This window comes from Streptomyces yangpuensis, assembly GCF_024666385.1.
Classification (GTDB): Bacteria; Actinomycetota; Actinomycetes; order Streptomycetales; family Streptomycetaceae; genus Streptomyces; species Streptomyces yangpuensis.
Genome location: NZ_CP102514.1, coordinates 7115249 through 7140695, shown reverse-complemented (window position 1 = coordinate 7140695; position 25447 = coordinate 7115249). Strand labels below are relative to the sequence as shown.

Below are 25447 nucleotides of genomic sequence, written 5' to 3'. Positions count from 1 at the left end.
TGCCCTGACGCGCACCGGCCCGGCTCCGAGACCGGGGCCGGGCCGGTGCGCTCCGACGGACGCTGTGGGCGTCAGCGCAGGGTGAAGGGTGCCACGTGGGTGGTGGTGTCGGCTCCGCTGATCGTGAATTCGAGGTTGTAGTTGCCGTTGGGCAGGTTCTGGGTGCTGACGGGGAGGCTGTAGGAGGAGAGGAGGTAGCTGAACCGGCCTGTGACGGGCCTGGTGACCGGGCCGGTGATGCGGCTGGCCGTGAGCGTGATGTTCGGGCTGGAGAGGTTGTTGCCGTTTGCGTCGCAGATCCGCAGGCTGATGATGACCTGGCCGAGCAGCCGGGTGGGGCGGCTGGGGTCGTAGAGCAGGCAGATCCGGTATGCCACGTTGTAGGTGACGGTCTTGGCGGATGGGTTGGTGGCGTTGTCCGTGGCGTTGACCGTGAACGTGCGCTGGCCGAGCGTGGAGGTGTTGATCGGGCTGCCGTTGGGGAACGTGCCCACGCAGCTCGCCACCCCGGAGACGGCGTCCGTGCATGAGTAGGACGCGGTGACCGGCTGGCGGTACAGGTATGTGCCGGCCGCCGGACGGACGATGGTGATCGTCGGCCCCGCGGTGTCGAGCTGCACGGCGATCGTCTGCGGTGCGGAGGTGTTGCCCGCGTTGTCGGTGGCGTTGTACGTCACGGTAGTCAGGCCGTTCACCGTGATCGGGACTGCGGCATTTGCTCCGGAGACGTCGGTGGATGCGATCGGCTGTGCTCCGCTCGCGCTGTAGGTGATCTTCTGGACCCCTGAGGCGCAGGCTCCTTCCGAGGCGCCGATGTTGACGGTCGCGGGGCTGGTCGTGTTCCAGCCGGCGCCGTTCGGCGCGGGCGAGATGCTCGCGGAGACGGTCGGTGCGGTCGTGTCCGGGTCGTAGGTGAACTGGTCGGCGGCGGTGAGCGGGCTGGTGCCGTTGGCGTTGGTCACGGTGACGTCCACCGTGCCCCGTGCCTGCGGGGGCACCTGCGCGGTCAGTTCCTCCGGCCCGATGACGTTCACGTTCGTCGCCGGTACGGAGCCGAAGCTGACGGTGGCGCCGCTCGTGGGGAATTCCGTGCCGCGCACGGTCACGGTGTTCACGCACTGGGCCAGTTCGGGCGCGTGGTTCGGGGTGACGCTCGTGACAGTCGGCGGGGACAGCGTTACGCGGTCCATTGCGGTGCCCCAGTCACCGCCGGTGATCCCTGTGTTGGCGATGGCGCCGATCTGCTGGACGGTCCAGACGTCCTTGGGGTTACTGGGGTCGCGTGCGGTGCCGGAGTAGTCACCCCAGCGCAGGTCGGTGCCGCAGTTGCACGAGAAGGCCTGGGTGCCCGCGGCGTAGAAGTCGCCGAACGTCCTGGCGGGGAAGTTACCGCCCGGGACTGCGATCGCTACACCGGTGGGGAACCTTCCGGGGGAGGAAGCGGTGAATCCGGAGAACAGGTCGTCCTCGTCGTTCAGGGTCAACGAGCCGTAGTAGATGTCCCCGCCCACGAGGCCGAGATTGAGGTTGGTCGCTAGGCTCTGGCCACCACCGGTCGCGATCTGGACGTAGCGCTGGCAGTTGCGGACCGCGGTGTCGCTGGGAGGGGTGCAGCTGACGTTGAAAACGCCCCACAGGTGGTTGTTCTGCCACGCGACCGAGAGCATCCGGTCGTCGTTCGTCGCGATGGTTGCGTCGCCCCCGGGCGGCTGAGCCGCGCATCCTCTTACGCCGCCACACGTCGGTGGTGCGGGCGCGCTTCCGATAGCGATGGTGTTCTCAGTTCGGGTGACCGTGCTGACACCAGGCACGCCTGTAAACGTGTGCACCACCAAGTTGGTGGGGTCACGGGGGTCGTGCTCCATCGCAAGCTGCTCGTTGATCCCCGACAGCGAGGTGGCCGGGACGACCTGGAACCTGCCGGTGTCCTGGCCGAACGTCGTGAAGCTGACCGTGCCTCCGGCCAGCAGGTCGGCCTTGTTGGCGACCACAGTCACCTCACCCAGGTACGGCAGCGGCGGGGGGGCACTGAGGTCGTAATTGTTCCAGCTCAGTGTGACCTTGTCGTTGCTGTAGCCGAGCTTCGGCTGGTCCTGCCGGATGTTGGAAGTGTTGCTCCCTGCGATGTAGACGCTCCAGTTCCCGCGAGGGTCGGAGCTGTCGCTGACCGCTACGTCGTTTTCGTCGCCGCCGGCCAGGATTCCCTCGTACGCGGCGAAGAAACGACCGGAGCCCGCGTCGTAGTGCACCCGCGGATCACCGCCGGTGTCTGCCGCAAATCCGAAGAAGGCACCCAGGTCGAAGGGCGCGCCGACGGCGTTGCCGGCCTTGTCGTAGACCTGGCCCGAGCGGTTCACGAACTGGACGATGTGGGTGGGTCCGACCGCGAGCTGGGTATCGGACGGACCGGTGGCGTCCACGTTGCCGAGCGTGGGGAAGGTCTTCAGCTGCTGGATGACGGCCGTGGACGGCGCCGCCTTCGGGGACGCGCCGGTCTTCGAGGTCAGGGCCGCGGTGGTGGCCGGCAGAGTCGGCTGCCTCATCGGTCCCACAGGCGCCGGCCCCTTCGGAGGGGCCAGGTAGGGCTGTACCTGTGGCTCGGGGACGCGCTTCGGCCGGGGCAGAGTGCGCACCTCCACGCGCCGCTTCACCTTGACCCGCGACAGCGTCCCCTCACCGTCCGCCCGCGACGGGCCGGAAGCCGTGGACGGGACGTCGGGACGCGGCTCGGCGGCCGCCCCGTCGGCGGGCGCGGTCACCGTGAGCGTCACGGCGAGTGTGAGGAGCAGGGCGCGCGGCCAGCCTCGTACGGCGCGCATCATGCGTCGGTTCACTCGGAGAAGCCGTCTCGACGACACGGGCTCCCCCCTTCAGCCCTGGTCGTAAGTGCGGTCCCGCCGGCGGATCGGCAGCGGGCGGTCGTTGTCCTGCGGTAGCCGATGATCACGGGCATGTGTCTAGCGCAAGGACCCACGGCGCCAGTTCCGCTCGTAGTGTGGCGTGCCGACGCGTCCCCCTCACGGACCATGCCGGGCTGGGCAGCGGTAGGCAGGACATCGCTTCGCGCCCACCAGGTCGCACTTCGCGTGCCACGGCACAGCACTGACAGAACCCTGCGCCGCACTGACAAGTGCTCTGCGCACGACACAGAGATTGATCTTGCTGGAGTCGGTCTACTTCGTGGGGGCTTCGATCTGGCGCGGTACGGCGCCGACGCGCAGGTCGGGGATGTGGGCGCGGAGCTGGGCGACAGCGGCGTCGAGGTAGCGGGTGATCCACAGCACCACGGCGTTGAGAACCAGACCGAGCGCGCCGAGCTGGTCTTATCCGAACTAGCCCGGCTGACGGCCCGACAGGGGCATACGCCAGTCTAGTCACTGAAAGTAGTAGTCAGAAATCTTGAAGCCCTGGAGTGCCCGGGCGTGTCGCGCGATGGCGTCCTGCATGGTCACCTTGTGACAAGGCGCCCGGGACCGGGCGACAATCCAGCACATGGATGACGCGTTCACACTCCTTCGGCAGGCCGTCAACCTACTGCCCGAGGACGCCGTGACAGAGAACGGCCAGACGGTCGGAGATGTTCGCAAGGACATCCAGCTCCAGGAATGGGAGATGGCGCTCGACGTGCTCATCGAGATCGCGGATGTCCACCCGGTATCCATCACCTTCTGGGAGATGCTCTCCGAGGCCGCTCGGCAGATGATGCTCGACCGCAGCCGCCGTTGGTGCGAGTGGCGGGGCTGGGCAGCCCAACACGGCACGATCCGTGCGACCTTGACCCTTCTGGGAGCCGGCGAGGGCGGACGCCAGAGTGCCTTCTCAGGGGACGGCCAGCTCAGACCTCTGTGGGACATCGGTAACTGCACCGCAGACGGACAACAAGATCTGAACATCGCGCGGCTTTGGGTGGAGTTCGCACCGCAGCTCGGCCCCGGAGAGACAGCCGACGTTCGCCTGGCTCCCCTGCAGCCCGAGCAATGGCAGCATCTGAAGCCCGGTGACGTGATCACCATGCACGAGTCCCAACCCGCCGTTGGCATCGCCGAAATCATCGAGGTCCTGCCGCCTCGCGCCTGAGGCCACTGGGCAGCCAGGCGCGCGAAGGGCCCGCGGTCGGACGGCCGTCAGCCGCCGTCGTGGCTCTCGGTGAGTCGGCCGGCGCAGGTGCGGAAGTCAGGCATGCCGAGGTGGACGGTGGTGTGCCGGGCTGCGAGGTCGCGCATGGCAGCGAGTTTCTGCTCGGCGGCGGCGAGGCTGGCCTCGGTCGCCGCGACCTCGCCGAGCCAGCCCTGTTCCTTGGCCTCCTGGAGCCGGTCGAGCAGGTTGGCGTGGATCTCCTCCAGCCGGGGCGTCTCCGCGGGGCCGGGTCGCAGGACGGGGCAGCGGATGCAGGCGTACTCGTGGACGCACGGGGTGCCGAAGTCGCGGGCGCAGGCGCCCGACGTGACCTTCCGCAGCTCGAAGTGGGCCAGGAAGTCCTGCCACTCTTGCGCGGTGGGCTCGCGGTACTCGTTGCTGGGTCGCAGCGATCGGCGGCGGGCGATGAAGGGCCGGTGGTGGTTGATGACCTCCTCGGGGTAGATCGCGGCGTATCCGAGAGTGGTGTCGACGGTCTGGTGGCCGCAGATGCGGGCGGCGATGAGCGCGGGGGCGCAGGGCGTCGGTGACGAAGATTCTCCGGAAGTCGTGCGGGGTGTAGCGCAACGGCTCGCTGTTGGGGCCCGTCAGCCCGCTCGCCGCGAGTGCGTCGTTGAGGCAGGTGTAGATGTAGTTGCGCGGGATAGCGCGATCTTCCAGACCGCAGCGGCGCTGGAAGACGAACGGCATCGGCGCGCTCCAGAGCCGTTCGAGGGTGTCGTAGGCGGAGACCAGCGGCATGGCCTGCTCGCCGCGGCGGACGCGCTGGATGATCGCGGTCAGCACTTCGCCGAGCTCTGGGGAGACCAGCAGCAGCCGCTCCTGGTCGAGCTTGGGCACGATCTCGCCGGTGGTGCAAGCAGCTGGGAGGGCCGCTGCCGCAGCAGCCAGCGGTAGGTCGGGCGGACCACCTGTCCGCCGAGGAGGGGGATCATGCCGCAGCACAGATCCGCACGGTCGTATCTGCGGGCCTGCTGGCGGTCGGCCAGCCACTGCGTGGGCAGACGTCTCCACTCCCGGCCGGCCGCTTCGGCGCCGCCGGCGAGCCATCGGGCCTGCCAGGTGCGACCGGGCTGGTCCTCCAGCCAGTCGAGCAGATTGACGAAGCCGCGCTGGCGGCTGCGCTGGTTGGCGTCGCTGTCGGCGGTGAACGGCAGGGCGAGCGTGCGCCAGCACGCGGTCGCGCGGCTCCTCGGTCTGCCACCAGGTCGTCGGGGCCTCGCGCGGCTCCTGCCCGGCTGGCACGGAACCCAGGTGGATGCGGGACGTCGTGCTGGCGTCCATCGTCACGGTGGTCATGCCCGTCCTCCGCCCAGGACGGCCGGGCCGAACAGGGCCTGGAGGACCTCCGGGCGGTAACCCGGGGCAGACATCACGGGCAGGGGCAGCTCGTGCCCGTAGCGTCGGTGAATCCGGAAGGTGAGCTCCCAGGGTTTCAACTCGCCGGCGAGCATGCGCCGTGCGAGCGCTCGCACGGCGGCTTCTTGGCCGGCCGCGCCGCCGACTGGGTGGAGGGTGAGGCCGAGTCCGGCGAGTGCCGGCGGAAGCAGGTCGTGGACGTCGTAGTCCGCCTCGGCGCGCGTGCAGGCGGCGAGGATTCGAAGGTTGGGGGTGTCGAGTCCGGCGACGAGCGCGTCGCAGGCGGATCGACCACCTCGCTCGCACTGATCTCCCCCACACTCCAGAGGGCGGCATGGTCCTGTAGAACGATTGCTGCTGCCTCCGTCGACGTCACTCGCTCATGATGGTGGGGGCGAACTTCCGGCAGGTGGCCAGCTCGCCGCCCCATCCGGCGAACAGCGTCTTGACCTCCGGCCCGGACGGCGGAATCCGCAATGCCGCGTCCTTCGACCCGCGCGGCCGGTTCATCTCGTCGATCGGGCACTCGATCACCCGACCGGTCATCCGGTGGATCTCGACCTTGTGCCGCAGTTCCAGGAACAGGAAGTACGTGGTCAGCGCCTGAGAGCGCCCCAGCCGGGTGCCGCTCGGCGAAGCCCGCAGCACCTTTCCGAAGTACGCGTCGGCGTCAGGGGGCTCCATCTCCCAAAGCCGGCGGCCGAACCAGGACCGTACTGCTCCAGGTGCCCGACGTCCCCGCGGATCGTGCCGTCGCCGGCCCCGCCGAGGCCCGCGCCAGCACGAACCCCGCCAGCACGTCGGTCTCGAACTGCTCCAGCTCCTCCGCCGTGGCTGGCGGCCGGACATCGCGTAGGCACCGTACGACAGGCAGTGCCAACCCAAGCCTCCTCGCCTTCAGCCAGATCGTGAGCCGATCGGACACAGTGAGAACGCTTCAGGAATCCCGAATGTACGTCAGCCCGCGAACAACCGCCGGGGAGGGGATGCCCTCCCTGGCCACAGGGTCGTGGACTCGGCGACCCTCAGTGCAACTCACGGGATGTCGCACAGCCGGCGCCCTGAGGCCGGACGTCGGACGGTCCGCCGGCCGGGCTACGGCCGCCGTAGGAGGCGCGCACCAGGGCCTCCGGCAGGTCCGCCAGGTCGAAGTGGTCGCGCGGATGCAGCACCAGCGCCGGCGGCACGCGACTCCCCCGATCCGGCTGAGCCGCCAGCGGTCGTCGAGCCGGATCCCCTCGTCCCGGCCGCGGCACGCATCGCAGTCCGCCGGATCCTCGCCGTGCCGCGGAGGCCAGGGCAGGACCGGCGGACGCAACGGCGCGAGGCGCAGCCCGTCCGGGTCGAACGGGCTGATGTCCCACCCCGTCATACGCGTCGGCGAAAGCCGCAGTTCACGTCGCTGCCCGGACATGCACCACGTCACCTCCGGTCGGACCGGGCCGACAATGGCACCCATGGACACATTGCTGCACCTCGACCGCACACTCGACGAACTCGACCCGCCGCGCTGGGAGGCCGCGCCCGCCGACGCGACCCGGCTGGTCCGCACGGTGCACGGCCTGCGCCGGGTCCCGCTCGGCGAACTGCAGCCGGCCGACCTGCGCACCCTCCTCGCGCAGCGGGTGGCGCTCCCGTTCGTCCTTCCCCTCGCGGTGCGGCTGCTGGCCGAGCAACCGCTGCTGGACGCCTACTTCTACGAGGGAGACCTGCTGCTCGCGACCGTCGCTGTCCCCGAAGGGGCCTGGGCGGCGCTCCCGGAGCTCGAAGCGCGGCTGCGTGCCGTCGTCGCGGGGCTGCCCGGGGCGGCGGTGGAGGAACTGCCCCGGGGAAGTGACGCGGATCTGGCACGGTTCGTCGCGCGGGGCTGACGGGGCCGCGCGGGGTCACCAGCGCAGGGGGAGGCTTGTCACGCCGCGCATCAGGGTGCCCGGGAGCCAGTCGGGCGGGCCCGCGGCCGGGTCTTCGGCCAGGGTGGGGAAACGTTCCAGCAGGGAGCGGATCGCGATGCTTCCCTCCAGGCGGGCGAGGGGTGCGCCGAGGCAGTGGTGGATGCCGTGGCCGAAGGCCAGATGGCCCGGGCCGGTGCGGCGGATGTCGAACTCCTCGGGCCCGGGGCCCGGCCCGGTGAAGCGCGCCGGATCACGGCCGGCCGCCGCGAGGGCGACCATGACGGAGGATCCGGCCTCGATGGGCACACCCCCCAGCTCCAGATCGGTGTCGGCGAAGCGGTACGTGGCGTGCTGCACGGGGCCGTCGTAGCGCAGCATCTCCTCCACCGCGCCGCCGATCAGCCCGTCGGGGTCGGCGCGCAGGGCGGCGAGCTGGTCGGGGTGCGCGAGCAGGGCCCGTACCCCGTTGCCGATCAGGTTGACGGTGGTCTCGTGGCCCGCGACCAGCAGCAGGAAGGCCATGCCGATCAGTTCGTCCGGAGAGAGCCGGTCGCCGTGCTCGTCCCGGGTCCGGATGAGGGCGCTGAGCAGGTCGTCGCCCTGGTCCCCGGCCTTGTCCGCGACGAGTTCACAGAGGTACGCGGTCATGTCCTGCAGGACCCGGGGGTCCGCCCCGACGCCGTCGAGCGGGGCCACGATCTCGCCCGACCAGTAGCGGAACCGGGCCCGGTCCAGGTGGGGTACGCCCAGCAGCTCGCAGATCAGGGTCATCGGCAGCGGTACGGCGAAGGACCGGATCAGGTCGGCCCGGCGTTCGGGCAGGGCCTCCATCTCGTCCAGCAGCCCGTCGGTGATCTGCTGTACGCGGGGACGCAGGGACTCGACGCGGCGGGTGGTGAACTCGCGGGCCACCAGGCGCCGTAGCCGTGTGTGGTGCGGCGGGTCCGTGTCCAGCATGTTGGTGGCGACGGCGTGGACCTGCGTGACCTCGAACAGTTCCGATCCGAGCCAGTTCTTCGACAGGCCCGGGTGGTTCAGGGCCTCTCTGGCCTCCTGGTGGCCGACGACGAGCCATGTGCGTTCGCCGCCCAGCACCAGCCGGTGGACAGGGCCGGAGGCGCGCAGCGCCTCGTAGAAGGGATAGGGGTCGGCGTTGAACTCCTCGGCGTGCGCGGTGAGATCCACAAGAGTCATGGGGGCAGCGTACGGCGGCGGCTCACCCGGCGGGGGGTGGTCCGGGGGTGGCGGCGGGGCCGGATCCGCCCCACCGCCGCGGTCCTTCCATAGGACGAGTCGAACCGTTTCGGCGATGCGCCGTTCGGGGGGCACCGCGGTGCGCGTGGGGCCCGCCTGCGCGGGGATCCGGACGGACGGTGGCAGGAAGGAGGTATGAGCCTCGATCGGCGCCAGGTCCTCGGCGGTGCGGCCGCGGCCGTCCTCGCCACCGTCGGCGCGGCGGCCCGGGGCCCGGACTACCGCGCGCTGGCGCGCGGGATCGACGGGCGGCTGGTGCTCCCCGGGGACCGTGACCACCCGGAGGCCGGGCGGCTGTTCCAGCCCCGCTACGACGCCGTCGTACCGGCCGCGGTCGCCTATCCCGCGCACGCGGGGGACGTCGCCGTCTGCCTGGACTTCGCCCGGCGCGAGTCCGTGGCCGTGGTGCCGCGCGGCGGCGGGCACAGCTACGCGGGCTGGTCCACGCGGGCCGGCGCCCTGGTCCTCGACACCGGGGCGATGGCCGCGGTGACGATCGAGGGGGACGGCGTACGGATCGGTGCGGGGGCCCGGCTCGGTGACGTGCACGCGGCCCTCGCCGGGCGCGGACTGTCCGTCCCCACCGGACTGTGCCCCTCCGTCGGCATCGCGGGCCTCACGCTGGGCGGCGGGCTCGGTCTGGCCTCGCGGGCGTACGGCACCACCGCGGACCGGCTGACCGGGGTGCGGGTGGTCACCGCCGACGGGACCGTCCGCGAGGTCTGCGCCGACCGGGACCGGGACCCGGATCTCTTCTGGGCCCTGCGCGGCGGTGGCGGCGGCAACTTCGGTGTGGTGACCGAGTTCCGCTTCCGGACGCACACGGTCGGCGACTGCGCCTTCGCGGAACTCCACTGGCCGGCCGCCGGTTCCGCGGACGTCCTGCGCGGCTGGCAGCGCTGGCTGACCGGGCTGCCGGACCCGTTCTGGAGCCAGGTGGAGTTCACCGTCGAGGCCGGTCCCGGGCCCGGAGCGGGGGCTGGAGCCGGAGCCGCGGCCTCGGCCTCGGCCGCGGCCGCCACGGTGCCTTCGCTCCGCGTGGTGTGCCTCGACGGACGCCCCGAACTGGAACGGCAGTTGACACGGCTGTCCGACCTGGTCGGCGCCGCGCCCCGGGACAGCTGGGTCGTCGTACGCAGCCACGGCGACACCCTCCGGGCCATGTCCGGGTGCCTGGACCTGAGCGCCGCGGAGTGCCGGCTGCCGGGCACGCTGCCCGGCCGGGACCCGCGGGGCCGGCTCGGGCGGGACTCCTACGCCGCCCGCTCCGACTTCTGGGCCGGTGCGGGACTCCCGGACGCGGCGATCGACGCCGTCTTGGACGCCGTCCGGCGGTACGGGGCCGAGGCTCCCCGGGGCGGGCTCGGCGTGGTGCAGTTCGACGGGGTCTGCGGCGGCGCCGTCAACCGGGTCGCGGCCGGCGACACCGCCTTCGTGCACCGCGACAGCGCCTTCCTCGGCCAGTACCTCGTCCACTGGCCCGAATCCGCGCCGGCCGCCGACGTGGCCCGCCACGAGGCCTGGCTCGACGGGCTGTGGCGGGACCTGCGTCCCTGGGCGAGCGGCCGCGCGTACCAGAACTACATCGACCCGAAGCTCAGCGGCTGGCGCGAGGCCTACTACGGCCCGAACCTCGCCCGGCTGGAGGAGGTCCGGCGTACCCACGATCCGGACCGGCTCTTCCGTTTCCCCCAGGCCGTTTAGGGAGTGTCCGGCATGCGACGTACGTTGACGGTGGCCGCGGCGGCGGCCGCCCTGCTGGTGTCCGCGGGGCCGCTGCCCGTGGCCGAGGCGGGGGGAGCGGCCCCGGTGGCCGCGGGCCGCTGGGGCGCGCATGAGGCGGAGTCCTTCTGGACGCCCGAGCGGATGGCATCGGCCCGCCCGCTGCCGCCCGGCCCTCCGGGGCGGCGGGCCGCGGCACCGCGGGACGCGGTCGCCCCGGAACCGCCCGCGAATTCCCTGGCCCCCTGGGGGCCCTGGGATCCCGGGGCACCCGTGCCGATCGCGCCCGTCGCACCCGCCCCGCCTCCCCCGCCGCTCCGACCGGACGAGCCGGGAGAGCCGGGAGAGGCGGGAGTTCCGGAGGAGCCGGTCCGCCCCGTGGACCCGGAGCCGGACCCGGACGCGGCCCCTTCCCCGTCCGTCACCCCCACCGCACCGAGGCCGAAGCCGACGCCCACGCCCACGCCGACGCCGGTCACCCTCCCCGCGCCCGCCCCCGTACGTCCGGCCCTCCCCCGGATTCCCGCCGCCGGCCCGGGCGTCGGGCAGGACTTCGGCGGCCTCCCGGTCGTCGGCCGGATGTTCCTCGTCAAGGGCGGCGGCTCCTATTTCTGCACCGCGAGCGTGGTCGCCTCCCCCGGCCGCAACCTCATCATCAGCGCCGCCCACTGCCTGACCGGCGCCGACACCCAGCAGGTGGCCTTCGTACCGCAGTACACGCGGGCCAAGCCGCGGCCGTTCGGCATGTTCCCGGTCCTGCGCACCGCGGCCGGACGCTCCAAGATCTGGATCGACCAGCGCTACCGCACCCAGGGCGTGAACCGCGCGGCCGCCCTCGACGTGGCCTTCGCGCAGGTCGGGCCCGGCCCGAAGGGGTTCCGCGTCCAGGACGTGGTGGGCGGCAACCGGCTGGTCACCGGCGCCGGTTACGCCCACGCGCGGGCCACGCTGATCGGGCACCCGTCCACCGCCGCCCGGCCCCGCCTGTGCGTGAACCGGACGACGAAGTACACCAGCACCGACTCCCGGATCCCGGGCTCGTTCCTGCGCATCGCCTGCACCGGCTACCCGGGCGGCACCAGCGGCGGCCCGTTCCTGCTCCGTCTCGACGGGCGCACCGGGACCGGCGACGTGGTGGGCGTGATCGGCGGCTGGAAGACGGGCGGGGACCGGCCCGACGTCTCCTACAGCTCGTACTTCGGCGCGGACATCAGGAAGTTGTACGAGAAGGCGGTTGCCGGGGCGAAGGCGCCGTAAGGGCCCGTACCCACCGGGTCCGGCGCGGGTTGCCCACCGTACGCGGGGTCGCCGGGAGCCCGTCGCCGGTCAGCGGCTCGGCGGGAGCGAGGCCGAGGCGGCGGCGCAGGTCGGCCAGGGCCGCGTGGACGGGCGCCAGCACGACCTCGGCGCCCGGGGCCGCGGTCGCGAGGGCGTACGCGGTGGTCTCGATCGCCTCCGCGGCGTCCTCGGCGGCGGTCCGGCTCCACCCTCCGGGCGCTCCGGGCCCCCAGGGTGCGACGGTGTCGTAGAGGTGGCAGGCGGCATCGGCCGCGGCGTCGGCCCGTTCCCCGACGCCCGGCGCCGCGATGGTCGGCAGTTCCATACCGGTGCAACGAGCCGCTCCCGCCCGGGGGTACGTCGGCGTTGCTACGGTTCTGCACGCCCGCCGGTCAGGTGGCGACCGTCTGCAGCCAGAGCGGCAGGAGTACCAGCGAGACGAGCGAGGTCTTGATCACGACCGAGGCGGAGAGGCCGACGCCCACGTCGTAGCGCTGGGCGAAGATGAACAGGTTCTGCGGGGTCGGCATCGCGGCGATCAGTACGAGGTACGCCAGCCAGTCGCCCCGCACCCCGAAGAGCAGCCCGCACACCGCCCAGGTCAGCAGCGGGAACACCAGGCACTTGAAGCCGATGAGGGCCAGCTCCTCGCGCGTGGTGGCCCGCAGGTGGAGGCCGACGCCGCCGAGGTGGAGGCCGAGGGCGAACAGGGCCACCGGCGAGGCGCTGTCGCCGACGAAGGCGGCTCCGTCCAGGACGACGGCCGGGACCCGCACCGAAAGCAGGTTGAGCAGGATGCCCGCGTTGCAGGCGAGGACCAGCGGCGTGGCGAGCGAGGCGCCGACCGCCCGGGACAGCCGCCGGCCCGGGCCGGCCCGGCCGCCCCCGGCTGGGCCGGCCCGGCCCAGCTCCATGACGGCGATGACGACCAGGGAGAGCACGCAGACCTGGAAGAGCAGGATCGGGAAGATCGGCGCGGCCGTCCCGAAGACCGTGATGAACACGGGGACGGCGAAGTAGGCGGTGTTCACCTGGACTCCCGCCATCACGCGCAGTGCCACCTCGCGGGGCTCCCGCAGGCCCCGGGCGACCGCCGCCACCGCCACGGCGGCCACGGCGACGCCCGCGGCCGCGGCGTATCCGCCGATCGCCCGCCGGTCGAACAGGGCCGCGAGGTCGCCGGCGTAGATGTTGCCGAAGAGGTAGCAGGGCACGGCGAAGAGGAACGCGTAGTCGGAGAAGGCCTTGGAGGCCTCGGCCGGAACCACCTTGCGGCGTGCGAGGAGGACCCCGCCGCCGAAGGCCAGCAGCACCGGCACCAGCTTCTCCAGCGCGGCCGCCCCGCCCATGCGAACACCTCCCCCATGATCGACTGATGCGCACCCTACCCCTGCGCCCGTGCGGGCCCGCTGGGGCATAGGCTGGGCCGATCATGAGCGACGACGCCCGCGAACGGACCGGAGGACAGCCGGGAGGACAGCCCGGAGGACGGCCCGGAGGGCGGCGGCCCGGAGGGCGGCCCGGACGAGGGACCCCGGCAAGGGGTCCCACCCGCACGGCCGACACCCGGGAGCCCCGCCCCCTGGCTCAGCTCGCCGCGGCCCTGCGCACTCCCGCCGCGGCGGCCCAGCCACTCTTCGCCGAGGCTCCCAAGGCCTGGCAGCGGGCGCTCCCGTACCTCGTGGTCGGACTCTTCGTGGTCTCCCTGCTGCCGACGACCATCGCGGTACTGGCAGGCGACTACGGGATGGACGGCGGCTGGTCGGGGGCGCTCGGGGTGGCACAGACCGTGCCGCTGCTCCTGGCAGTGACGCGGCCGGTGCCCGCGTGGCTGCTCGTCACGGTCGCGGACACCGTCGGCGCGATCCTGCTGACCCAGGCCGACAAGGTGGCCGGGCACCCCTGGCCGTGGACGCCGATGGTCATCGTCGGCAACCTGGTGCTGATGGCCTGCCTGGGGCTGCGCGAGTCCGTCCGGACCCTGGTCGGGGTGTGGCTGGTGACCGGCGCGCTCGGCGCGGTGCTGGGCTTCTTCCAGCCCGCGGACACCATGAACACCGCGGCACTGCTCTTCGTGCTCGGTGGTGTCGTGCTGGCCCTGACGGGCGCGCTGCGCGGGCTGGGCGACGCCCGCCGGCGGATCGCGGAGCAGGAGAGCATCAGCGAGGCCGAGCGGTCCCGGCGCACCCTGCTGGAGGAACGCGCCCGTATCGCGCGCGAGTTGCACGATGTGGTGGCCCACCACATGTCGGTGATCACCGTGCAGGCCGATTCCGCGCCCTACCGGCTGCCGGGCATGCCGGAGCCGGTGCAGCAGGAGTTCGCGGCGATCGCGGCCAGTGCCCGGGAGTCCCTCGGCGAGATGCGACGGCTGCTGACCGTCCTGCGGGCCCCGGACGGCGCGGGTGGCGGCGCGGGCGACGGCGGTGCGGGCGACGGCGGTGCCGGCGGCGTACGGGCTCCGCAGCCGGGGATCGGCCGGCTCCAGCAACTGGTGGAGGCGACCGTACGGGCCGGGCAGCCGGTGGTGCTGTCGCTGGCGGCCGGCGCCGCGAAGGCCGTGCCGCCCGCGGTGGACCTGTCGGCGTACCGGATCGTGCAGGAGGCGCTCGCCAACGTGGTACGGCACGCGCCGGGCGCACCCACCCGGGTCTCGGTGACGGTCGACGACGAGGTGCTGATCCTGGTCGTGAACGGTCCGGCGGCCCGGGACGCGGTGGTGGAGCCGGAAGGGCCGGGCACGGGGCACGGTCTGGTGGGGATGGGAGAGCGCGTACGGTTGACCGGCGGGACGCTGGACACCGGGCCGCTGCCCGACGGGGGGTTCCGGGTCGCCGCGCGCCTGCCGCTGGGCTCCGGTGGCGCGGCCGCCGGTCGGCACGACATGAACGGTACGAACGGGACGAACGACACCAACGAGGAGCGCAGTTGACCATCCGCGTGGTCATCGTCGACGACCAGGCCATGGTGCGGGCGGGGTTCGCCGCGCTGCTGTCCGCGCAGGCCGACATCGACGTGGTGGGCGAGGCGCCCGACGGGCGCCAGGGGGTGCAGGTGGCCCGCTCCACGCACCCCGACGTGGTGCTGATGGACGTACGGATGCCCGAGATGGACGGGCTGACGGCGGCCCGGGAGATCCTCGGCCCGCCGCCCGGCGTGGTGCACCGGCCGAGGGTGCTGATGCTGACCACCTTCGACATCGACGACTACGTGTACGAGGCGCTGCGCGCCGGGGCGTCCGGCTTTCTGCTCAAGGACGCCCCTCCGGCGGACCTGATCGCCGCGGTGCGGGTCGTCGCCTCGGGCGAGGCGCTGCTGGCGCCCTCGGTGACGCGGCGCCTGATCGCGGACTTCGTCCAGCAGCGGCCGGCGCCGCGCAAGGATCCGGCGCTGCGGCTGAACGGTCTGACGCCGCGCGAGACCGAGGTGCTGGAGCTGATCGCGCGCGGGCTGTCGAACCAGGAGATCGCGGCGCGTCTGGTGCTGGCGGAGCAGACGGTGAAGACGCACATCGGGCGGGTGCTGGCCAAGCTCGACCTGCGGGACCGGGCCCAGGCCGTCATCTTCGCCTACGAGGCCGCCCTGGTACGCCCGGGCGACTCGGCCTAACCGGCGGCCCTGCCACCGACTCCCCTTCCCCGTCGGCCCGTCGGCCGGTCGGCCGGTCGGTCGGTGCCACGCGTCCGGCACCCGGCCGCCGTCTCCTCCACCCCCTACCGGGGTATGACATCGGACTTGGCTCCACGGTCCGACGTCCGCGGTGGTGCCGTCTTCCTACCTTCCCCCTCGTCACGAGGAGAGGAGAAGGGGCATGCGCCGCTTCGGAAGGACGCTGGTCACGGCCGCGCTGGCGGTGGCCGTCGTCGGGGGGACCGCCGGATGGGCGTCGGGCGGCAGCCAGTCGGCGGTCACCGGGCCGCCGCCGGGAGCCGTCGCCTGGCGGGCCGACACGGCGTACGGCCGGGCGCTGCCCGATCCGGCTACGGCGACGCCGTCCGAGGTGGCCCGGTTCTTCGCCGGGCTGGACGACACGCAGCGCGCGGCGCTCGTACGGTCCCACCCGCTGGTGGTGGGCAACCTCGACGGGGCGCCGCCGGCCCTGCGGTACGAGGCGAACCGGCTGGCCGTGGCCGCCACGGGTGAGGCGCGGTACGCGTCCCTGGCCGCGCCGGACCGGCGGATCCTGGCCTTCGACCCGCGCGGCCGGGGCCAGGTCGCCGAGGTCTTCGGGGAGCTGGAGCACGCCGCGCACGTGGCGGTGATCGTGCCCGGCAACGACAACGACGCCACCTCGTACGACTCCCGGCGCGCGCCGCACACCGGCCCGGCCGGCATGGCCCGGGCGCTGCACGCGGCGACCGTGGGCGCGGCGTCCGACGGCACGGCAGCCGAAGGGGCCGCGACCGGCGGGCCGGTGGCCCAGGGCTCGGTGACCCAGGGCTCGGTGACCGACGGGCCGGTGGCCCAGGGCTCGGTGACCCAGGGCTCGGTGACCGACGGGCCGGTGACCCCGGGCTCGGTGACCGACGGGCCGGTGACCCCGGGCTCGGTGACCGGCGGGCCGGTGGCCGTCGTCGCGTGGACCGGGTACACCACTCCGGTCGGCGTCGGCCTCGATGCCGCCGACGGGCGGCTGGCCGCGGCCGGGGCGACCCGCCTGGCCCGCTTCACCGCCGGGCTCGACGCGGTCGGCGCACCCGACCCGGTGCTGTTCTGCCACAGTTACGGCTCGGTCGTCTGCGGACTGGCGGCCCGGCACACCGACGCGACCGACCTCGTCGCCCTCGGCTCGCCCGGCATGCGGGCGGACACCGCGGAGGCCTTGCGCACCGGGGCGCGCGTCTGGGCCGCCCTGGGCCCCTCGGACTGGATCGCGGACATCCCGAACGTCCGCTTCGCCGGGCTCGGTCACGGCGCCGACCCCACCTCCGCGGCGTTCGGCGCCCGCCGGGTACCCGCCGCCGACGTACGGGGCCACGCGGGCTACTTCACCCCCGGAACGCAGTCCCTCGCGGTGTTCGCCGCGATCGCGAAGGGAGAGGCCCGATGAGCGCGTCGGCCGTCCTGGCCCCGTTGCGCGAGGCCGCCGAGCGGATCGACCGGCGGACCCCCGCCCACCGCGACCGGGCGGTCGACGGGCTGCGCGCCCTGGCGCTGCTGGCCGTACCGACCGGCCACTGGCTGCTCGGCGGCTTCACGCTCGACGCCGACGGCGGTCTGCACAACGCCAGTCCGCTGTCGTCCCTCGGCGCGCTCGCGCCGGCCGGCTGGGTGCTCCAGATGCTGGGCGTCTTCTTCCTCGTCGGCGGCTACGCCTCGGCGCTCTCCAACCGGCGCCGTCCGGGGTCGGCGGGCGCGTGGCTGAAGGGCCGGGTGGTACGCCTCGGGCGGCCCGTGCTCGGGGTGACGGCGGTGTGGGCGCTGGCCGCGCCGCTGCTGTACCTGGCGGGGGTGCCGGAGGCGTCGCTGCGGACCGGCGCGACGCTGGTCGTCCAGCCGCTGTGGTTCGTCGGGGTGTACGTGGTGGTCACCGCGCTGACCCCGTACTGCGTGCGGGCCGCTCGGCGGCTCGGCGGCTGGGCGGCGGCCCCGCTGCTCGCCTCGGTCGCGGTGGTGGACCTCCTGCGCTACGGGCCGCTCGCGGAGTCCGTGCCGTCCTGGCTGTCGCTCCTGAACATCCTGCCGGGCTGGCTGTTCGCGTACCAGCTGGGCGTGGCCTGGGGCGAGCGGCGGATCGGGCGCCGCGGGGCCTGGCTGCTGCTGGCCGGCGGGGCGCTGCTGTTCGCGGCGCTGCTGGTGGTGTTCCACTATCCGGCGTCGATGGTGGGGGTGCCGGGTGCGGCCCGGACCAACTCGCACCCGCCGTCGCTGCTGGTGCTCGCCCTGGCGGCGGCCCAGTCGGGTGCGGCGATCCTGCTGCGGGACCGGCTGGCGCGGCTGCTGGGCCGGCCGGCGCTGTGGGCGCCGGTGGTCGTGATCAACCTGAGCGCGATGACGATCCTGTGCTGGCACCAGACGGCCATGCTGGCGGCGGCGGTGCCCGCCTCGTTCGCGGGTGGGGTGGCCGGGCTGACGACGGCGCCGGACAGCCTGGGCTGGATCGCGGCGCGGGTGGCGTGGATGCCGGTGTTCGCGGTGCTGCTGGCGGGGATCGCCCGGTACGCGCGGCGGTTCGAGCTGCCGCCGGTGGAGGGCCGCCGGGCCGGCGCGGTGCGCCGCACGGTCCGCGGTGCGGTGGCGGGGCTGCTGGCGGTGGGCTTCGGGGCGTTCGCGCTGGGCCTGGCGTAGGCCGGGGTGGGGTGATGCCCGCGGAGGGGCCGGGTGCGCGAAGAGCGCCGCTCCCCTGACGGAGCGGCGCTCTCTACGCGTACGGGTGCTCCCGCGTCAGGCGATCGACGCGGCCACGATCGCGGCGACGGCGAGGTTGCAGGCGCAGGAGACCCAGACCGCCGGGTGGGGCTGCGGGTCGACCACTATGGCGCCGAGCTTGCCCGGGGTCACCAGGTCGAGCACCAGGAAGGCCAGCGCCATCAGGATCAGGCCGAGGAGCCCGAAGGCCGCCGTCGACGCCAGGCCCTTGCCGAAGTCGTCGTAGGTGGTCCAGATCGACGTGAAGACGATGCCGCCGATGCCGAGGAGCGCGGAGCTGAGGAAGAGGGCCGCGTTGCGGTTGCGCTCCTCCCAGATCTGCTTCGGGAGCTTCCCGGGCGTCAGCACGTCCACGAGGACGATGCCGAGGATCAGCAGGACCAGGCCCAGGGCGCCGTAGGCGCTGGTGCGGCCAAGTCCGTTGATGATGTCGCTCATTGAGAAGCCTGTCTCCGATGGGTGGGAAAATACCTGCCGTGGGGAGGCCGAATCTATCGCACGGCCCTCCCGCAGACCATGGGGAGGTCGGCGAATGGTAAAGGTCAGGGCCGCGCGGGCGGCCGAGGCGGAGGCTCTGACCGGGCTGGTGATGCGGTCCAAGGCGCACTGGGGGTACGACGCCGGATTCCTGGCCGCTTGCGCTGCGGAACTGCGGATCCGGCCCGACGAGGTGACGGCGCGCAGGATCGTGGTGGCCGAGGACCCGCAGCACGGGGTGCTCGGGGTCGCCTCCCTGGAGGGCGCCGCCCCGCTGGCGACGCTGGGGCTGCTCTTCGTGGAACCCGCCGCCATCGGGCAGGGGGTGGGCCGGCTCCTGTACCGGGAGGTGCTGCGGCGGGCTGTGGAGCAGGGGGTGCGCAGGCTGGTCATCGACGCGGATCCGCACGCGGCCGGCTTCTACCGGGCGATGGGCGCCGTCCCGGTACCGGCGGCCGGGCGGGACGCGACGCCCGGACCGGCCGGTACGGTGGCCGGGGGCGGGCCGGCCTCGACAAAGCCCGGGTGGCCGGGGGCCCTGGTGCGGTTCGAGGTGGCCCCGGCCCCGCTCGCCGACTGGGCACGTGCCTGGACGGGCGGCGGGCGGGCCGTGCACGTGGGGAACGTCGCCGAGTTCAACGTGCAGTTCGCCGACTCCTCCCTCGACCGCGAGCAGTCGGCCGCGCACCACTACTCCTGCCTGGCCGCCTTCTACAGCCCCCTCCCGTCCGCCCTGGTCCTGCCCCGGGCGGTGCCGGCCGGCTGGACCGACCTGGTCGGCCGGCAGCTGGGCTGGACCGGGGTCGAGGTGTACGACGGCCTGGTGGAGCGGGGGCCCGGGCTCGCCGACGCGGTACGGGCCCGGCCGGCGCTCGCCGCGCGGCTGACGGGGGCCGGGGAGCCGCTCGTACCGTGGGGGCTCACCCGGCCGTTCGCTCTGCTGACGGGGCGGCCGTGGCGGCCCGGGGAGCTGCGCCACGAGTCGAAGGCCGCGGCGCACGGCCTGTTCGAGCGGATCCTGGCGGACGGCGGGCATCCCGGGATCGTGCTCCCCTCGCAGGTACGGGCCGCCACCCGGTGGGCGGCCGCGCGGCTGCTGACCGCACGGGCGCGAGCGGGGAAGAGCACCGTTGTGAAATCGGAGCACGGGGTCGGGGGTTCGGGCACCACCGTGGTCACGGCCGGGCAGGTCCGGGCCGCGGGCGGCGCCCGCGCCGTCCTGCGGCGGCTGCCGCGAGGGCCGCTGCTGGTGGAGGAGTTCGTCGAGGGGCCGACGGATCCGGGCGCGGCCCGGGACCTGACGTACGACGGTTTCGTGGACCCGGCCGGCCGGGTCCACGAGGTCGGCGCGGCGCTGATGGACGTGACGGAGGGTGCCTACCGGGGGGCCACGGTCGGCCCCGGAGCGGTGCCGGAGCGGGCGGAGAAGCCGCTGCTCGCCTTCGGTGCGGCGGTGGGCCGGGAGCTGGCGTCGTCCGGCTACCGGGGCTGGTTCGACGTGGACTTCGTCGTGGACGCCGAGGGGCGGCTCGCGCCGACCGAGACGAACCTGCGGCTGACCGGGCCGGCGATCGCCTTCATGGTGGCGGCCCGGCTCGACGCCCTGCGGGGCGCGGGTCACCTCGTACGGATCGCCGACCGGGTGGAGCTGGGCGCGCGGCTTCCCGAGGCGCAGGTGGACGAGCTGTGCGCGGACCTGGCGCGGGCGTGCGGGGAGATCGGGGCGGTGTTCGTGCCGGCGATCCCGACGGGCGCCTTCGATCCGGCGCCCTGGCTGGGTGTCCTGGTGGCCGCGCACAGCCCGGAGACTCTGGACGCGGCCGAGGCCCTGGTCCGGTCCGGGGCGGCGGCCGTCGGCGCCCTGTTCGACGCCGCGCCGGCCGCCGCCCGCTGACCGGAGCGCCGGGTCCGGTACCCCGGTGGCGGGGCCGGGTCAGGTCCGGTCCTCGTAGTCGAAGGGTGAGTCCGGTGTGCGGGCCAGGTGGACGGCCACGATGAGGCCCGCGATCATCAGCGGGATGTTGAAGGCGTAGACGAGGAGGGCCTGGAGGGGCCAGTCCTGTTTGGCGGCCAGCCGGTAGGCGTTGTCCTGTGGCCACCAGGCGAGCAGCAGGTAGCTCGCGGCGAGGTGGACGGCCCTGACACGGCCCGCGGGCCGGCCGCGTTCCCGGCGTGCCATCAGCCGGTATCCGGTGAACAGGAACGCGAGGCCCGCTCCGAAGGACAGGCTTTCGGCGAGGTAGAGCAGGAAGAACAGGGCCGCCCACGGGCCGGGCACGGCGGACAGATCGGTGGAGCCGGGCCACACGACGTCGGTCAGGGCGAAGGCGAGGAAGGACAGGACGACGGTCAGACAGCCTGCGGCGACGACGCGCCCGGCCTCCGGGTCGCCAGTGCCGGTGGCGGAGCGGGCGAACTTGCTCCCGTATACGGCGGGCCGTTCGGAGACGGGCTGCGTGGGCAGCGGCAGGGCCGAGCGGTCCTCCTGTCCGCCCCGCCCCCGCGGCAGGGCCCGGAGCCGGACGAGGATGGTCGGCGACTCCTCCTTCGGGACGGTGCCGGCCAGGTGGTTGCGCAGGCCGTGGATCTCGGGCAGCGGCGCGGAGGCGTCCCAGGCCGGGTCGCCGGGCGGCGGGGACACGTAGGCGACGAGCCGCTGCTCCCCGTCCTTGTCGACCGCGGCGACGAGGGCGCCGCCGACGCCCGGGTGGGTGCGGATCGCCGTCTCGACGGAGTGGGGGTCGAAGGAGCAGCCCCGGACGGAGATCCGGTCCCGGAGCCGGCCCGCGTACTCCAGCAGGCCGTCGGGGCGGAGCACGCCGAGGTCGCCGGTGGGTATCGCGTCTCCGCCGCCGGGCGGAGTGAGGTGTATCTCCCCGTTCCGCACGTGGACCTGGCATCCGGCGAAGGGGGTGCCCAGCAGGGAGAGCCGTTCCGGTTCGGCGACGGGTGCGGGCAGGTGCGTGAGTTCGAAGCAGGTGCCCGCTCCGGCGGTCTCGGTGAGGCCGTAGACGTCGAGGATCCGTACGCCGGGACGCAACCGGGTGTGCAGGGCGTCCAGTTCGTCGAGGTGGAGGCGGTCGCCGGTGACGGTGGCCAGCCGCAGCGAGCGCAGTGGCCGGGGGCCGGTCCTGCGGTCGGCCGCGATGGCGGGCCGGGGGCCGTCGACCACCAGCGCGGCGATCCCGGCGGGGTCGGTGTGCAGGACGGTGACCTTCTGGGCTTCGACGGCCGTGCGGATCTGGTGCGGGTGCCCGGTGCGCCAGGAGGCGTCCGGTGGCAGGACAAGAGCGCCGCCGGTGCACAGCACCCGGGTCCAGCCGGCGGCGAAGGAGGTGATGTCCGGGCGGGCGGTGATGAGGTGCCGGTCCTGCGGGGTCGGCCGGGCCAGCTCGGTCCATCCCGCGTGGGCGGCGAGCAGCACGGCCTGGCCGACGGGCACGGGGCGCGGTTCGGCGCTCGCGGTGAACAGGACGGCCGCGCCGCCGGTGGCCGGCCCGCCGGCGGCCGGTGTGGCGCGGCCGTCCGCCGACTCCGCGAGGTCCGGTGCGTAGCCTGGCCGGGCGGCGATCTCGGTGGCGTCGTCGTCCGTCCGGATCGTGCGCAGGCCCGTCCCGGTGTCGAGGGCCGCCCGGTGGGGCGAGTGGGTGAGCAGGGCGAAAGGCTCCAAGGGCTGGAGCGCGGTGAGCTGTTGCCGGCCGGTGCGGGGCGTCTCGGCGTCGACGACGGCGTAGACCCCGCCGGCTTTGAGGACGGCGAGGACGGCGACGAGGCGTTCGTCGTGGCGGGTGGTGCCGATGGCGACGAGACCGCCGGGCGGCAGACCGCGGGCCAGCAGGTGGTGCGCCAGCCGGTTGGCCCGGGCGTCGAGCACCCCGTACGGGAGCCGGTACTTCGGGGCGGCGATGAGGGCGGGCGCTTCGGGCGTGTCCCGTGCCCAGCGTTCGAAGTGGAGCAGGACGGTATCGGTGGTGTCCTTGGTGAACCGGACGGACTCGGATCCCTGCGTCATGGACCGATGATGCCACCGGGCACCGACATCGGAGGGCCCCGAAGTCACCTCCCGTCGAACGCAGTTGCTCCGGTCGAGGGGTCCGGAGCCGAATCCTTGACCTCAAGCTTGGTCGAGGTCCTAGCGTGCGGGTCATGGACATGGAAGTCACCGCTTGGACATCGCTGCACAGCGCGATCAACGCACAGCAGGACCGTCGCCCGCTCTCCCGGGCCGGTCTGCGCCGCGTGGCCGCCTTCGCCCGCCCGCACCGCCGCGGGCTCGTCTCCTTCCTGCTGCTGAGCGTGGTGACCGCCCTGCTGGCGGTGGCCACGCCGGTGCTCGCCAGCCGGGTCGTCACCGCCATCGTGGACGGCCGGGACGGCGCCGTGGTGACCCGGCTCGCCCTGCTGATCGCGCTGATCGCGCTCACCGAGGCCGGGCTCGGGCTGCTGGCCCGCCGGCTCTCCGCCACCCTCGGCGAGGGGCTGATCCTGGATCTGCGGACGGCGGTCTTCGACCACGTGCAGCGGATGCCGGTCGCCTTCTTCACCCGGACCCGCACCGGCGCCCTCGTCAGCCGCCTCAACAACGACGTCATCGGCGCGCAGCGGGCCTTCGCCAACACCCTGTCGGGAGTGGTCGCGAACACCGTGACGCTGCTGCTGACCCTGACCGTGATGCTGAGCATCTCCTGGCAGATCACGCTGCTGGCGCTGGTGCTGCTGCCCGTGTTCGTGCTGCCCGCCCGCCGGATGGGTGCGCGGATGGCGGCGATGCAGCGGGAGGCCTCGGCGCTGAACGCCGCGATGGGCACGCAGATGACCGAGCGGTTCTCGGCGCCCGGCGCGACGCTGGTCAAGCTGTTCGGGCGGCCCGCCGAGGAGTCGGCGGAGTTCGCGGTCCGGGCGGCGCGCGTACGGGACATCGGGATCCGTACGGCGATGGCCCAGTCGGCCTTCATCACGGCCCTCACCCTGGTCTCGGCGCTGGCCCTCGCGCTGGTCTACGGCCTCGGCGGGTACTACGCGCTGCGCGGGACCCTGGACGCCGGTTCCGTCGTCGCCCTCGCCCTGCTCCTGACCCGGCTGTACGCCCCGCTGACGGCGCTCGCCGGTGCCCGCGTCGAGGTGATGAGTGCGCTGGTGAGCTTCGAGCGGGTCTTCGAGATCCTCGACCTGAAGCCCCTCATCGCGCAGAAGCCGGACGCCCGCCGGGTGCCGGAGGGGCCGGTGACCGTGGAGTTCGACCGGGTGTCCTTCGGCTACCCGGCCGCCGACAAGGTCTCGCTCGCCTCCCTGGAGGAGGTCGCGGCCCTCGACGCCCGGGGCGGTACGCAGGTCCTGCACGAGGTGTCGTTCCGCGCCGAACCCGGGCAGATGATCGCCCTGGTGGGCTCCTCCGGCGCCGGCAAGTCGACCATCGCGCAGCTGCTGCCGCGGCTGTACGACGCGGACGCGGGCGCGGTCCGGCTCGGCGGGATCGACGTACGGGACCTGACGGCCGACTCGATCCGCGAGACGCTCGGCATGGTCACGCAGGACGGACACCTCTTCCACGAGTCGGTCCGGGCCAATCTGCTGCTTGCCCGGCCGGAGGCCACGGAGGAGGAGGTCTGGGAGGCCTTGCGCCGGTCCCGGCTGGACGGCCTGGTCGCCTCGCTGCCGGACGGTCTGGACACGGTGGTCGGCGAGCGCGGCTACCGGCTGTCGGGCGGTGAGCGGCAGCGGCTGACGATCGCCCGGCTGCTGCTGGCCCGGCAGCGGGTCGTGGTCCTCGACGAGGCCACCGCGCACCTGGACTCGACCTCGGAGGCGGCGGTGCAGGAGGCCCTGGGCGAGGCGCTGGCGGGCCGGACGGCGGTGGTGATCGCGCACCGGCTGTCGACGGTGCAGGCGGCCGACCTGATCCTGGTGGTCGAGGACGGCCGGATCGTGGAACGGGGCACGCACACCGCTCTGCTGGCGGCGGGCGGGCGCTACGAGGAGCTGTACCGCACGCAGTTCGCCCCGGCGGACACGCCCGCCGACGCGGAATCCGACGGCGTGGCACCGGTGCGGGGCGCATGATGCTGTGATGGACATCAAACTGGAACTCGTCGCCGTCCCCGTCACCGATGTCGACCGGGCCAAGGCCTTCTACGAGAAGATCGGCTTCAACGCCGACCACGACGTCACCGTCAGCGAGGACATCCGCTTCGTGCAGCTGACCCCGCCGGGGTCGGCCTGCTCGATCGCGATCGGCCGGGGTCTCACCCGGATGACCCCGGGGTCCCTCGACAACATGCAGGTCGTCGTGACCGACATCGAGGAGGCGTACGAGGACCTGCGCGGCCGGGGGGTCGAGGTGACGGAGATCCAGGACCTGCCGTGGGGCTCCTTCGTCTACTTCTCGGACCCGGACGGCAACGGCTGGGCCGTTCAGCAGACCACGCCGCGCAAGCCGGCGGAGTAGGAGCCCCGACCGGCGGCGCGGCTGCGGTCAGGCGGTGGGGCTCAGACCTCCGCCGCGGCGTGGTGGTGGTCGAGCTCCCAGGCGTGGTGCTTGAACTCGTGGCGGAAGTCCGCGTGGTCCTCCCACTGGCGGGCGATGCCGCGCAGCACGTCCCAGTTGTGCTCCACGGACTGGTCGATGACGCGGCGCGTGGCCGGTTCGGCGGCTTCCCGCTTCTCGATGAGGCCCTTGACGGCCGAGGCCTCCAGGACGGAGTTGCGCAGTGCGCGCAGCGCACGGGAGGTGTCGTCCATCGCGAAGCCGTGCTCGCTTCCCGTCGCCTCGTCGAACAGCGGGGTGAGCCGCGCCTCGATGAAAGCGGTGATCCGCTCGAAGTGCTGCACGTCCATCGGGGGGCTCCCTCTCCTGCCGGACCACCATGTGCCCCGGCGTCTCCGCTGCTTCTGCCGTTCGCGGTCATTATGCCGAAGCGGCCTGCGTGTGATCCATTGCGAAGCCGGCCGCCCCTCGGCCG

General features: G+C 73.4%; 22 protein-coding genes. 12 read left to right on the top strand and 10 right to left on the bottom strand.

The genetic code is table 11. From position 1 onward, the window contains the following. Positions 1–71: 71 nt before the first annotated feature. Complete coding sequence (locus NRK68_RS32365) at positions 72–2834, bottom strand: IPT/TIG domain-containing protein (RefSeq protein WP_183064719.1); 2763 nt, start codon at positions 2832–2834, stop codon at positions 72–74. A gap of 658 nt (positions 2835–3492) precedes the next feature. Here NRK68_RS32365 and NRK68_RS32360 point away from each other — a divergent pair. Beyond that, positions 3493–4077, top strand: coding sequence for a hypothetical protein (locus NRK68_RS32360; RefSeq protein ID WP_257857536.1), 585 nt, complete (start codon positions 3493–3495; stop codon positions 4075–4077). Positions 4078–4602: 525 nt separating this feature from the next. Further along, complete coding sequence (locus NRK68_RS32355) at positions 4603–5034, top strand: hypothetical protein (RefSeq protein WP_257857535.1); 432 nt, start codon at positions 4603–4605, stop codon at positions 5032–5034. 398 nt (positions 5035–5432) lie between these two features. Here the strand turns inward: NRK68_RS32355 and NRK68_RS32350 are convergent, their stop codons facing one another. From NRK68_RS32350 to NRK68_RS32340, 3 genes are all read right to left on the bottom strand, one after another. Beyond that, a complete protein-coding gene (locus NRK68_RS32350) occupies positions 5433–5612 on the bottom strand; it encodes a hypothetical protein (protein ID WP_257857534.1) in 180 nt (59 codons plus the stop codon). 256 nt (positions 5613–5868) lie between these two features. Continuing rightward, entirely contained in the window at positions 5869–6180 is a 312-nt protein-coding gene (locus NRK68_RS32345) for a hypothetical protein (RefSeq protein WP_257857533.1), read from the bottom strand. A 341-nt stretch (positions 6181–6521) separates the two neighbouring features. Further along, positions 6522–6683, bottom strand: a complete 162-nt coding sequence (locus NRK68_RS32340) for a hypothetical protein (protein ID WP_257857532.1) — start codon at positions 6681–6683, stop codon at positions 6522–6524. 270 nt (positions 6684–6953) lie between these two features. Between NRK68_RS32340 and NRK68_RS32335 the strand changes: the two genes are divergently transcribed. Continuing rightward, positions 6954–7367, top strand: coding sequence for a contact-dependent growth inhibition system immunity protein (locus NRK68_RS32335; protein WP_257857531.1), 414 nt, complete (start codon positions 6954–6956; stop codon positions 7365–7367). 15 nt (positions 7368–7382) lie between these two features. On the opposite strand, the gene NRK68_RS32330 is transcribed toward NRK68_RS32335, so the two are convergent. Beyond that, positions 7383–8582 (bottom strand): cytochrome P450 family protein, encoded by a 1200-nt coding sequence (locus tag NRK68_RS32330; RefSeq protein WP_183064717.1) that lies wholly within the window; start codon positions 8580–8582, stop codon positions 7383–7385. Positions 8583–8777: 195 nt separating this feature from the next. Between NRK68_RS32330 and NRK68_RS32325 the strand changes: the two genes are divergently transcribed. Further along, a complete protein-coding gene (locus tag NRK68_RS32325) occupies positions 8778–10346 on the top strand; it encodes an FAD-binding oxidoreductase (RefSeq protein ID WP_257857530.1) in 1569 nt (522 codons plus the stop codon). 12 nt (positions 10347–10358) lie between these two features. Next, entirely contained in the window at positions 10359–11621 is a 1263-nt protein-coding gene (locus NRK68_RS32320) for a trypsin-like peptidase domain-containing protein (RefSeq protein ID WP_257857529.1), read from the top strand. Here NRK68_RS32320 and NRK68_RS32315 read toward each other — a convergent pair. Further along, positions 11575–11967, bottom strand: a complete 393-nt coding sequence (locus tag NRK68_RS32315) for a hypothetical protein (RefSeq protein ID WP_183064714.1) — start codon at positions 11965–11967, stop codon at positions 11575–11577. The two genes, NRK68_RS32320 and NRK68_RS32315, sit on opposite strands and share 47 nt — an antisense overlap. A 67-nt stretch (positions 11968–12034) precedes the next feature. Next, positions 12035–12991 (bottom strand): AEC family transporter, encoded by a 957-nt coding sequence (locus NRK68_RS32310; RefSeq protein WP_183064713.1) that lies wholly within the window; start codon positions 12989–12991, stop codon positions 12035–12037. Positions 12992–13074: 83 nt separating this feature from the next. Between NRK68_RS32310 and NRK68_RS32305 the strand changes: the two genes are divergently transcribed. From NRK68_RS32305 to NRK68_RS32290, 4 genes are all read left to right on the top strand, one after another. Continuing rightward, positions 13075–14574, top strand: a complete 1500-nt coding sequence (locus NRK68_RS32305) for a sensor histidine kinase (RefSeq protein ID WP_257857528.1) — start codon at positions 13075–13077, stop codon at positions 14572–14574. After that, entirely contained in the window at positions 14571–15251 is a 681-nt protein-coding gene (locus tag NRK68_RS32300) for a response regulator (protein WP_257857527.1), read from the top strand. Before NRK68_RS32305 ends, NRK68_RS32300 begins: the two co-directional genes overlap by 4 nt. A 202-nt stretch (positions 15252–15453) precedes the next feature. Then, positions 15454–16692 (top strand): alpha/beta hydrolase, encoded by a 1239-nt coding sequence (locus NRK68_RS32295; RefSeq protein ID WP_257857526.1) that lies wholly within the window; start codon positions 15454–15456, stop codon positions 16690–16692. Further along, positions 16689–17930 carry an acyltransferase family protein gene (locus NRK68_RS32290; protein ID WP_257857525.1) on the top strand — a complete coding sequence of 414 codons (1242 nt, stop codon included), beginning with the start codon at positions 16689–16691 and terminating at the stop codon, positions 17928–17930. Before NRK68_RS32295 ends, NRK68_RS32290 begins: the two co-directional genes overlap by 4 nt. Positions 17931–18026: 96 nt before the next feature. Here the strand turns inward: NRK68_RS32290 and NRK68_RS32285 are convergent, their stop codons facing one another. Then, positions 18027–18449: a DUF350 domain-containing protein gene (locus NRK68_RS32285; protein WP_030959496.1), complete on the bottom strand. Its 423-nt coding sequence runs from the start codon at positions 18447–18449 to the stop codon at positions 18027–18029. 94 nt (positions 18450–18543) lie between these two features. Here NRK68_RS32285 and NRK68_RS32280 point away from each other — a divergent pair, with 94 nt between their 5' ends. Further along, positions 18544–20382: a GNAT family N-acetyltransferase gene (locus NRK68_RS32280; RefSeq protein ID WP_257857524.1), complete on the top strand. Its 1839-nt coding sequence runs from the start codon at positions 18544–18546 to the stop codon at positions 20380–20382. Between the two features lie 39 nt (positions 20383–20421). Here NRK68_RS32280 and NRK68_RS32275 read toward each other — a convergent pair whose 3' ends face one another. Further along, positions 20422–22500 (bottom strand): AMP-binding protein, encoded by a 2079-nt coding sequence (locus NRK68_RS32275; protein ID WP_257857523.1) that lies wholly within the window; start codon positions 22498–22500, stop codon positions 20422–20424. A 134-nt stretch (positions 22501–22634) separates the two neighbouring features. Here NRK68_RS32275 and NRK68_RS32270 point away from each other — a divergent pair, with 134 nt between their 5' ends. Both NRK68_RS32270 and NRK68_RS32265 read left to right on the top strand, forming a co-directional pair. Next, positions 22635–24548, top strand: a complete 1914-nt coding sequence (locus tag NRK68_RS32270) for an ABC transporter ATP-binding protein (protein ID WP_257857522.1) — start codon at positions 22635–22637, stop codon at positions 24546–24548. A 7-nt stretch (positions 24549–24555) separates the two neighbouring features. Beyond that, positions 24556–24933: a VOC family protein gene (locus NRK68_RS32265; protein ID WP_183064707.1), complete on the top strand. Its 378-nt coding sequence runs from the start codon at positions 24556–24558 to the stop codon at positions 24931–24933. Positions 24934–24974: 41 nt separating this feature from the next. Here NRK68_RS32265 and NRK68_RS32260 read toward each other — a convergent pair whose 3' ends face one another. Then, on the bottom strand, positions 24975–25322 hold the full coding sequence (locus NRK68_RS32260; protein WP_183064706.1) for a hypothetical protein: 348 nt from the start codon (positions 25320–25322) through the stop codon (positions 24975–24977). Positions 25323–25447 lie beyond the last annotated feature (125 nt).

Coding starts and splice junctions, on each gene's coding strand:
- NRK68_RS32270 (WP_257857522.1), top strand. CDS start 22,635: ATGGACATGGAAGTCACCGCTTGGACATCGCTGCACAGCGCGATCAAC.
- NRK68_RS32290 (WP_257857525.1), top strand. CDS start 16,689: ATGAGCGCGTCGGCCGTCCTGGCCCCGTTGCGCGAGGCCGCCGAGCGG.
- NRK68_RS32345 (WP_257857533.1), bottom strand. CDS start 6,180: ATGGAGCCCCCTGACGCCGACGCGTACTTCGGAAAGGTGCTGCGGGCT.
- NRK68_RS32275 (WP_257857523.1), bottom strand. CDS start 22,500: ATGACGCAGGGATCCGAGTCCGTCCGGTTCACCAAGGACACCACCGAT.
- NRK68_RS32305 (WP_257857528.1), top strand. CDS start 13,075: ATGAGCGACGACGCCCGCGAACGGACCGGAGGACAGCCGGGAGGACAG.
- NRK68_RS32330 (WP_183064717.1), bottom strand. CDS start 8,582: ATGACTCTTGTGGATCTCACCGCGCACGCCGAGGAGTTCAACGCCGAC.
- NRK68_RS32325 (WP_257857530.1), top strand. CDS start 8,778: ATGAGCCTCGATCGGCGCCAGGTCCTCGGCGGTGCGGCCGCGGCCGTC.
- NRK68_RS32315 (WP_183064714.1), bottom strand. CDS start 11,967: ATGGAACTGCCGACCATCGCGGCGCCGGGCGTCGGGGAACGGGCCGAC.
- NRK68_RS32295 (WP_257857526.1), top strand. CDS start 15,454: ATGCGCCGCTTCGGAAGGACGCTGGTCACGGCCGCGCTGGCGGTGGCC.
- NRK68_RS32260 (WP_183064706.1), bottom strand. CDS start 25,322: ATGGACGTGCAGCACTTCGAGCGGATCACCGCTTTCATCGAGGCGCGG.
- NRK68_RS32280 (WP_257857524.1), top strand. CDS start 18,544: ATGGTAAAGGTCAGGGCCGCGCGGGCGGCCGAGGCGGAGGCTCTGACC.
- NRK68_RS32310 (WP_183064713.1), bottom strand. CDS start 12,991: ATGGGCGGGGCGGCCGCGCTGGAGAAGCTGGTGCCGGTGCTGCTGGCC.
- NRK68_RS32320 (WP_257857529.1), top strand. CDS start 10,359: ATGCGACGTACGTTGACGGTGGCCGCGGCGGCGGCCGCCCTGCTGGTG.
- NRK68_RS32285 (WP_030959496.1), bottom strand. CDS start 18,449: ATGAGCGACATCATCAACGGACTTGGCCGCACCAGCGCCTACGGCGCC.
- NRK68_RS32360 (WP_257857536.1), top strand. CDS start 3,493: ATGGATGACGCGTTCACACTCCTTCGGCAGGCCGTCAACCTACTGCCC.
- NRK68_RS32335 (WP_257857531.1), top strand. CDS start 6,954: ATGGACACATTGCTGCACCTCGACCGCACACTCGACGAACTCGACCCG.
- NRK68_RS32265 (WP_183064707.1), top strand. CDS start 24,556: ATGGACATCAAACTGGAACTCGTCGCCGTCCCCGTCACCGATGTCGAC.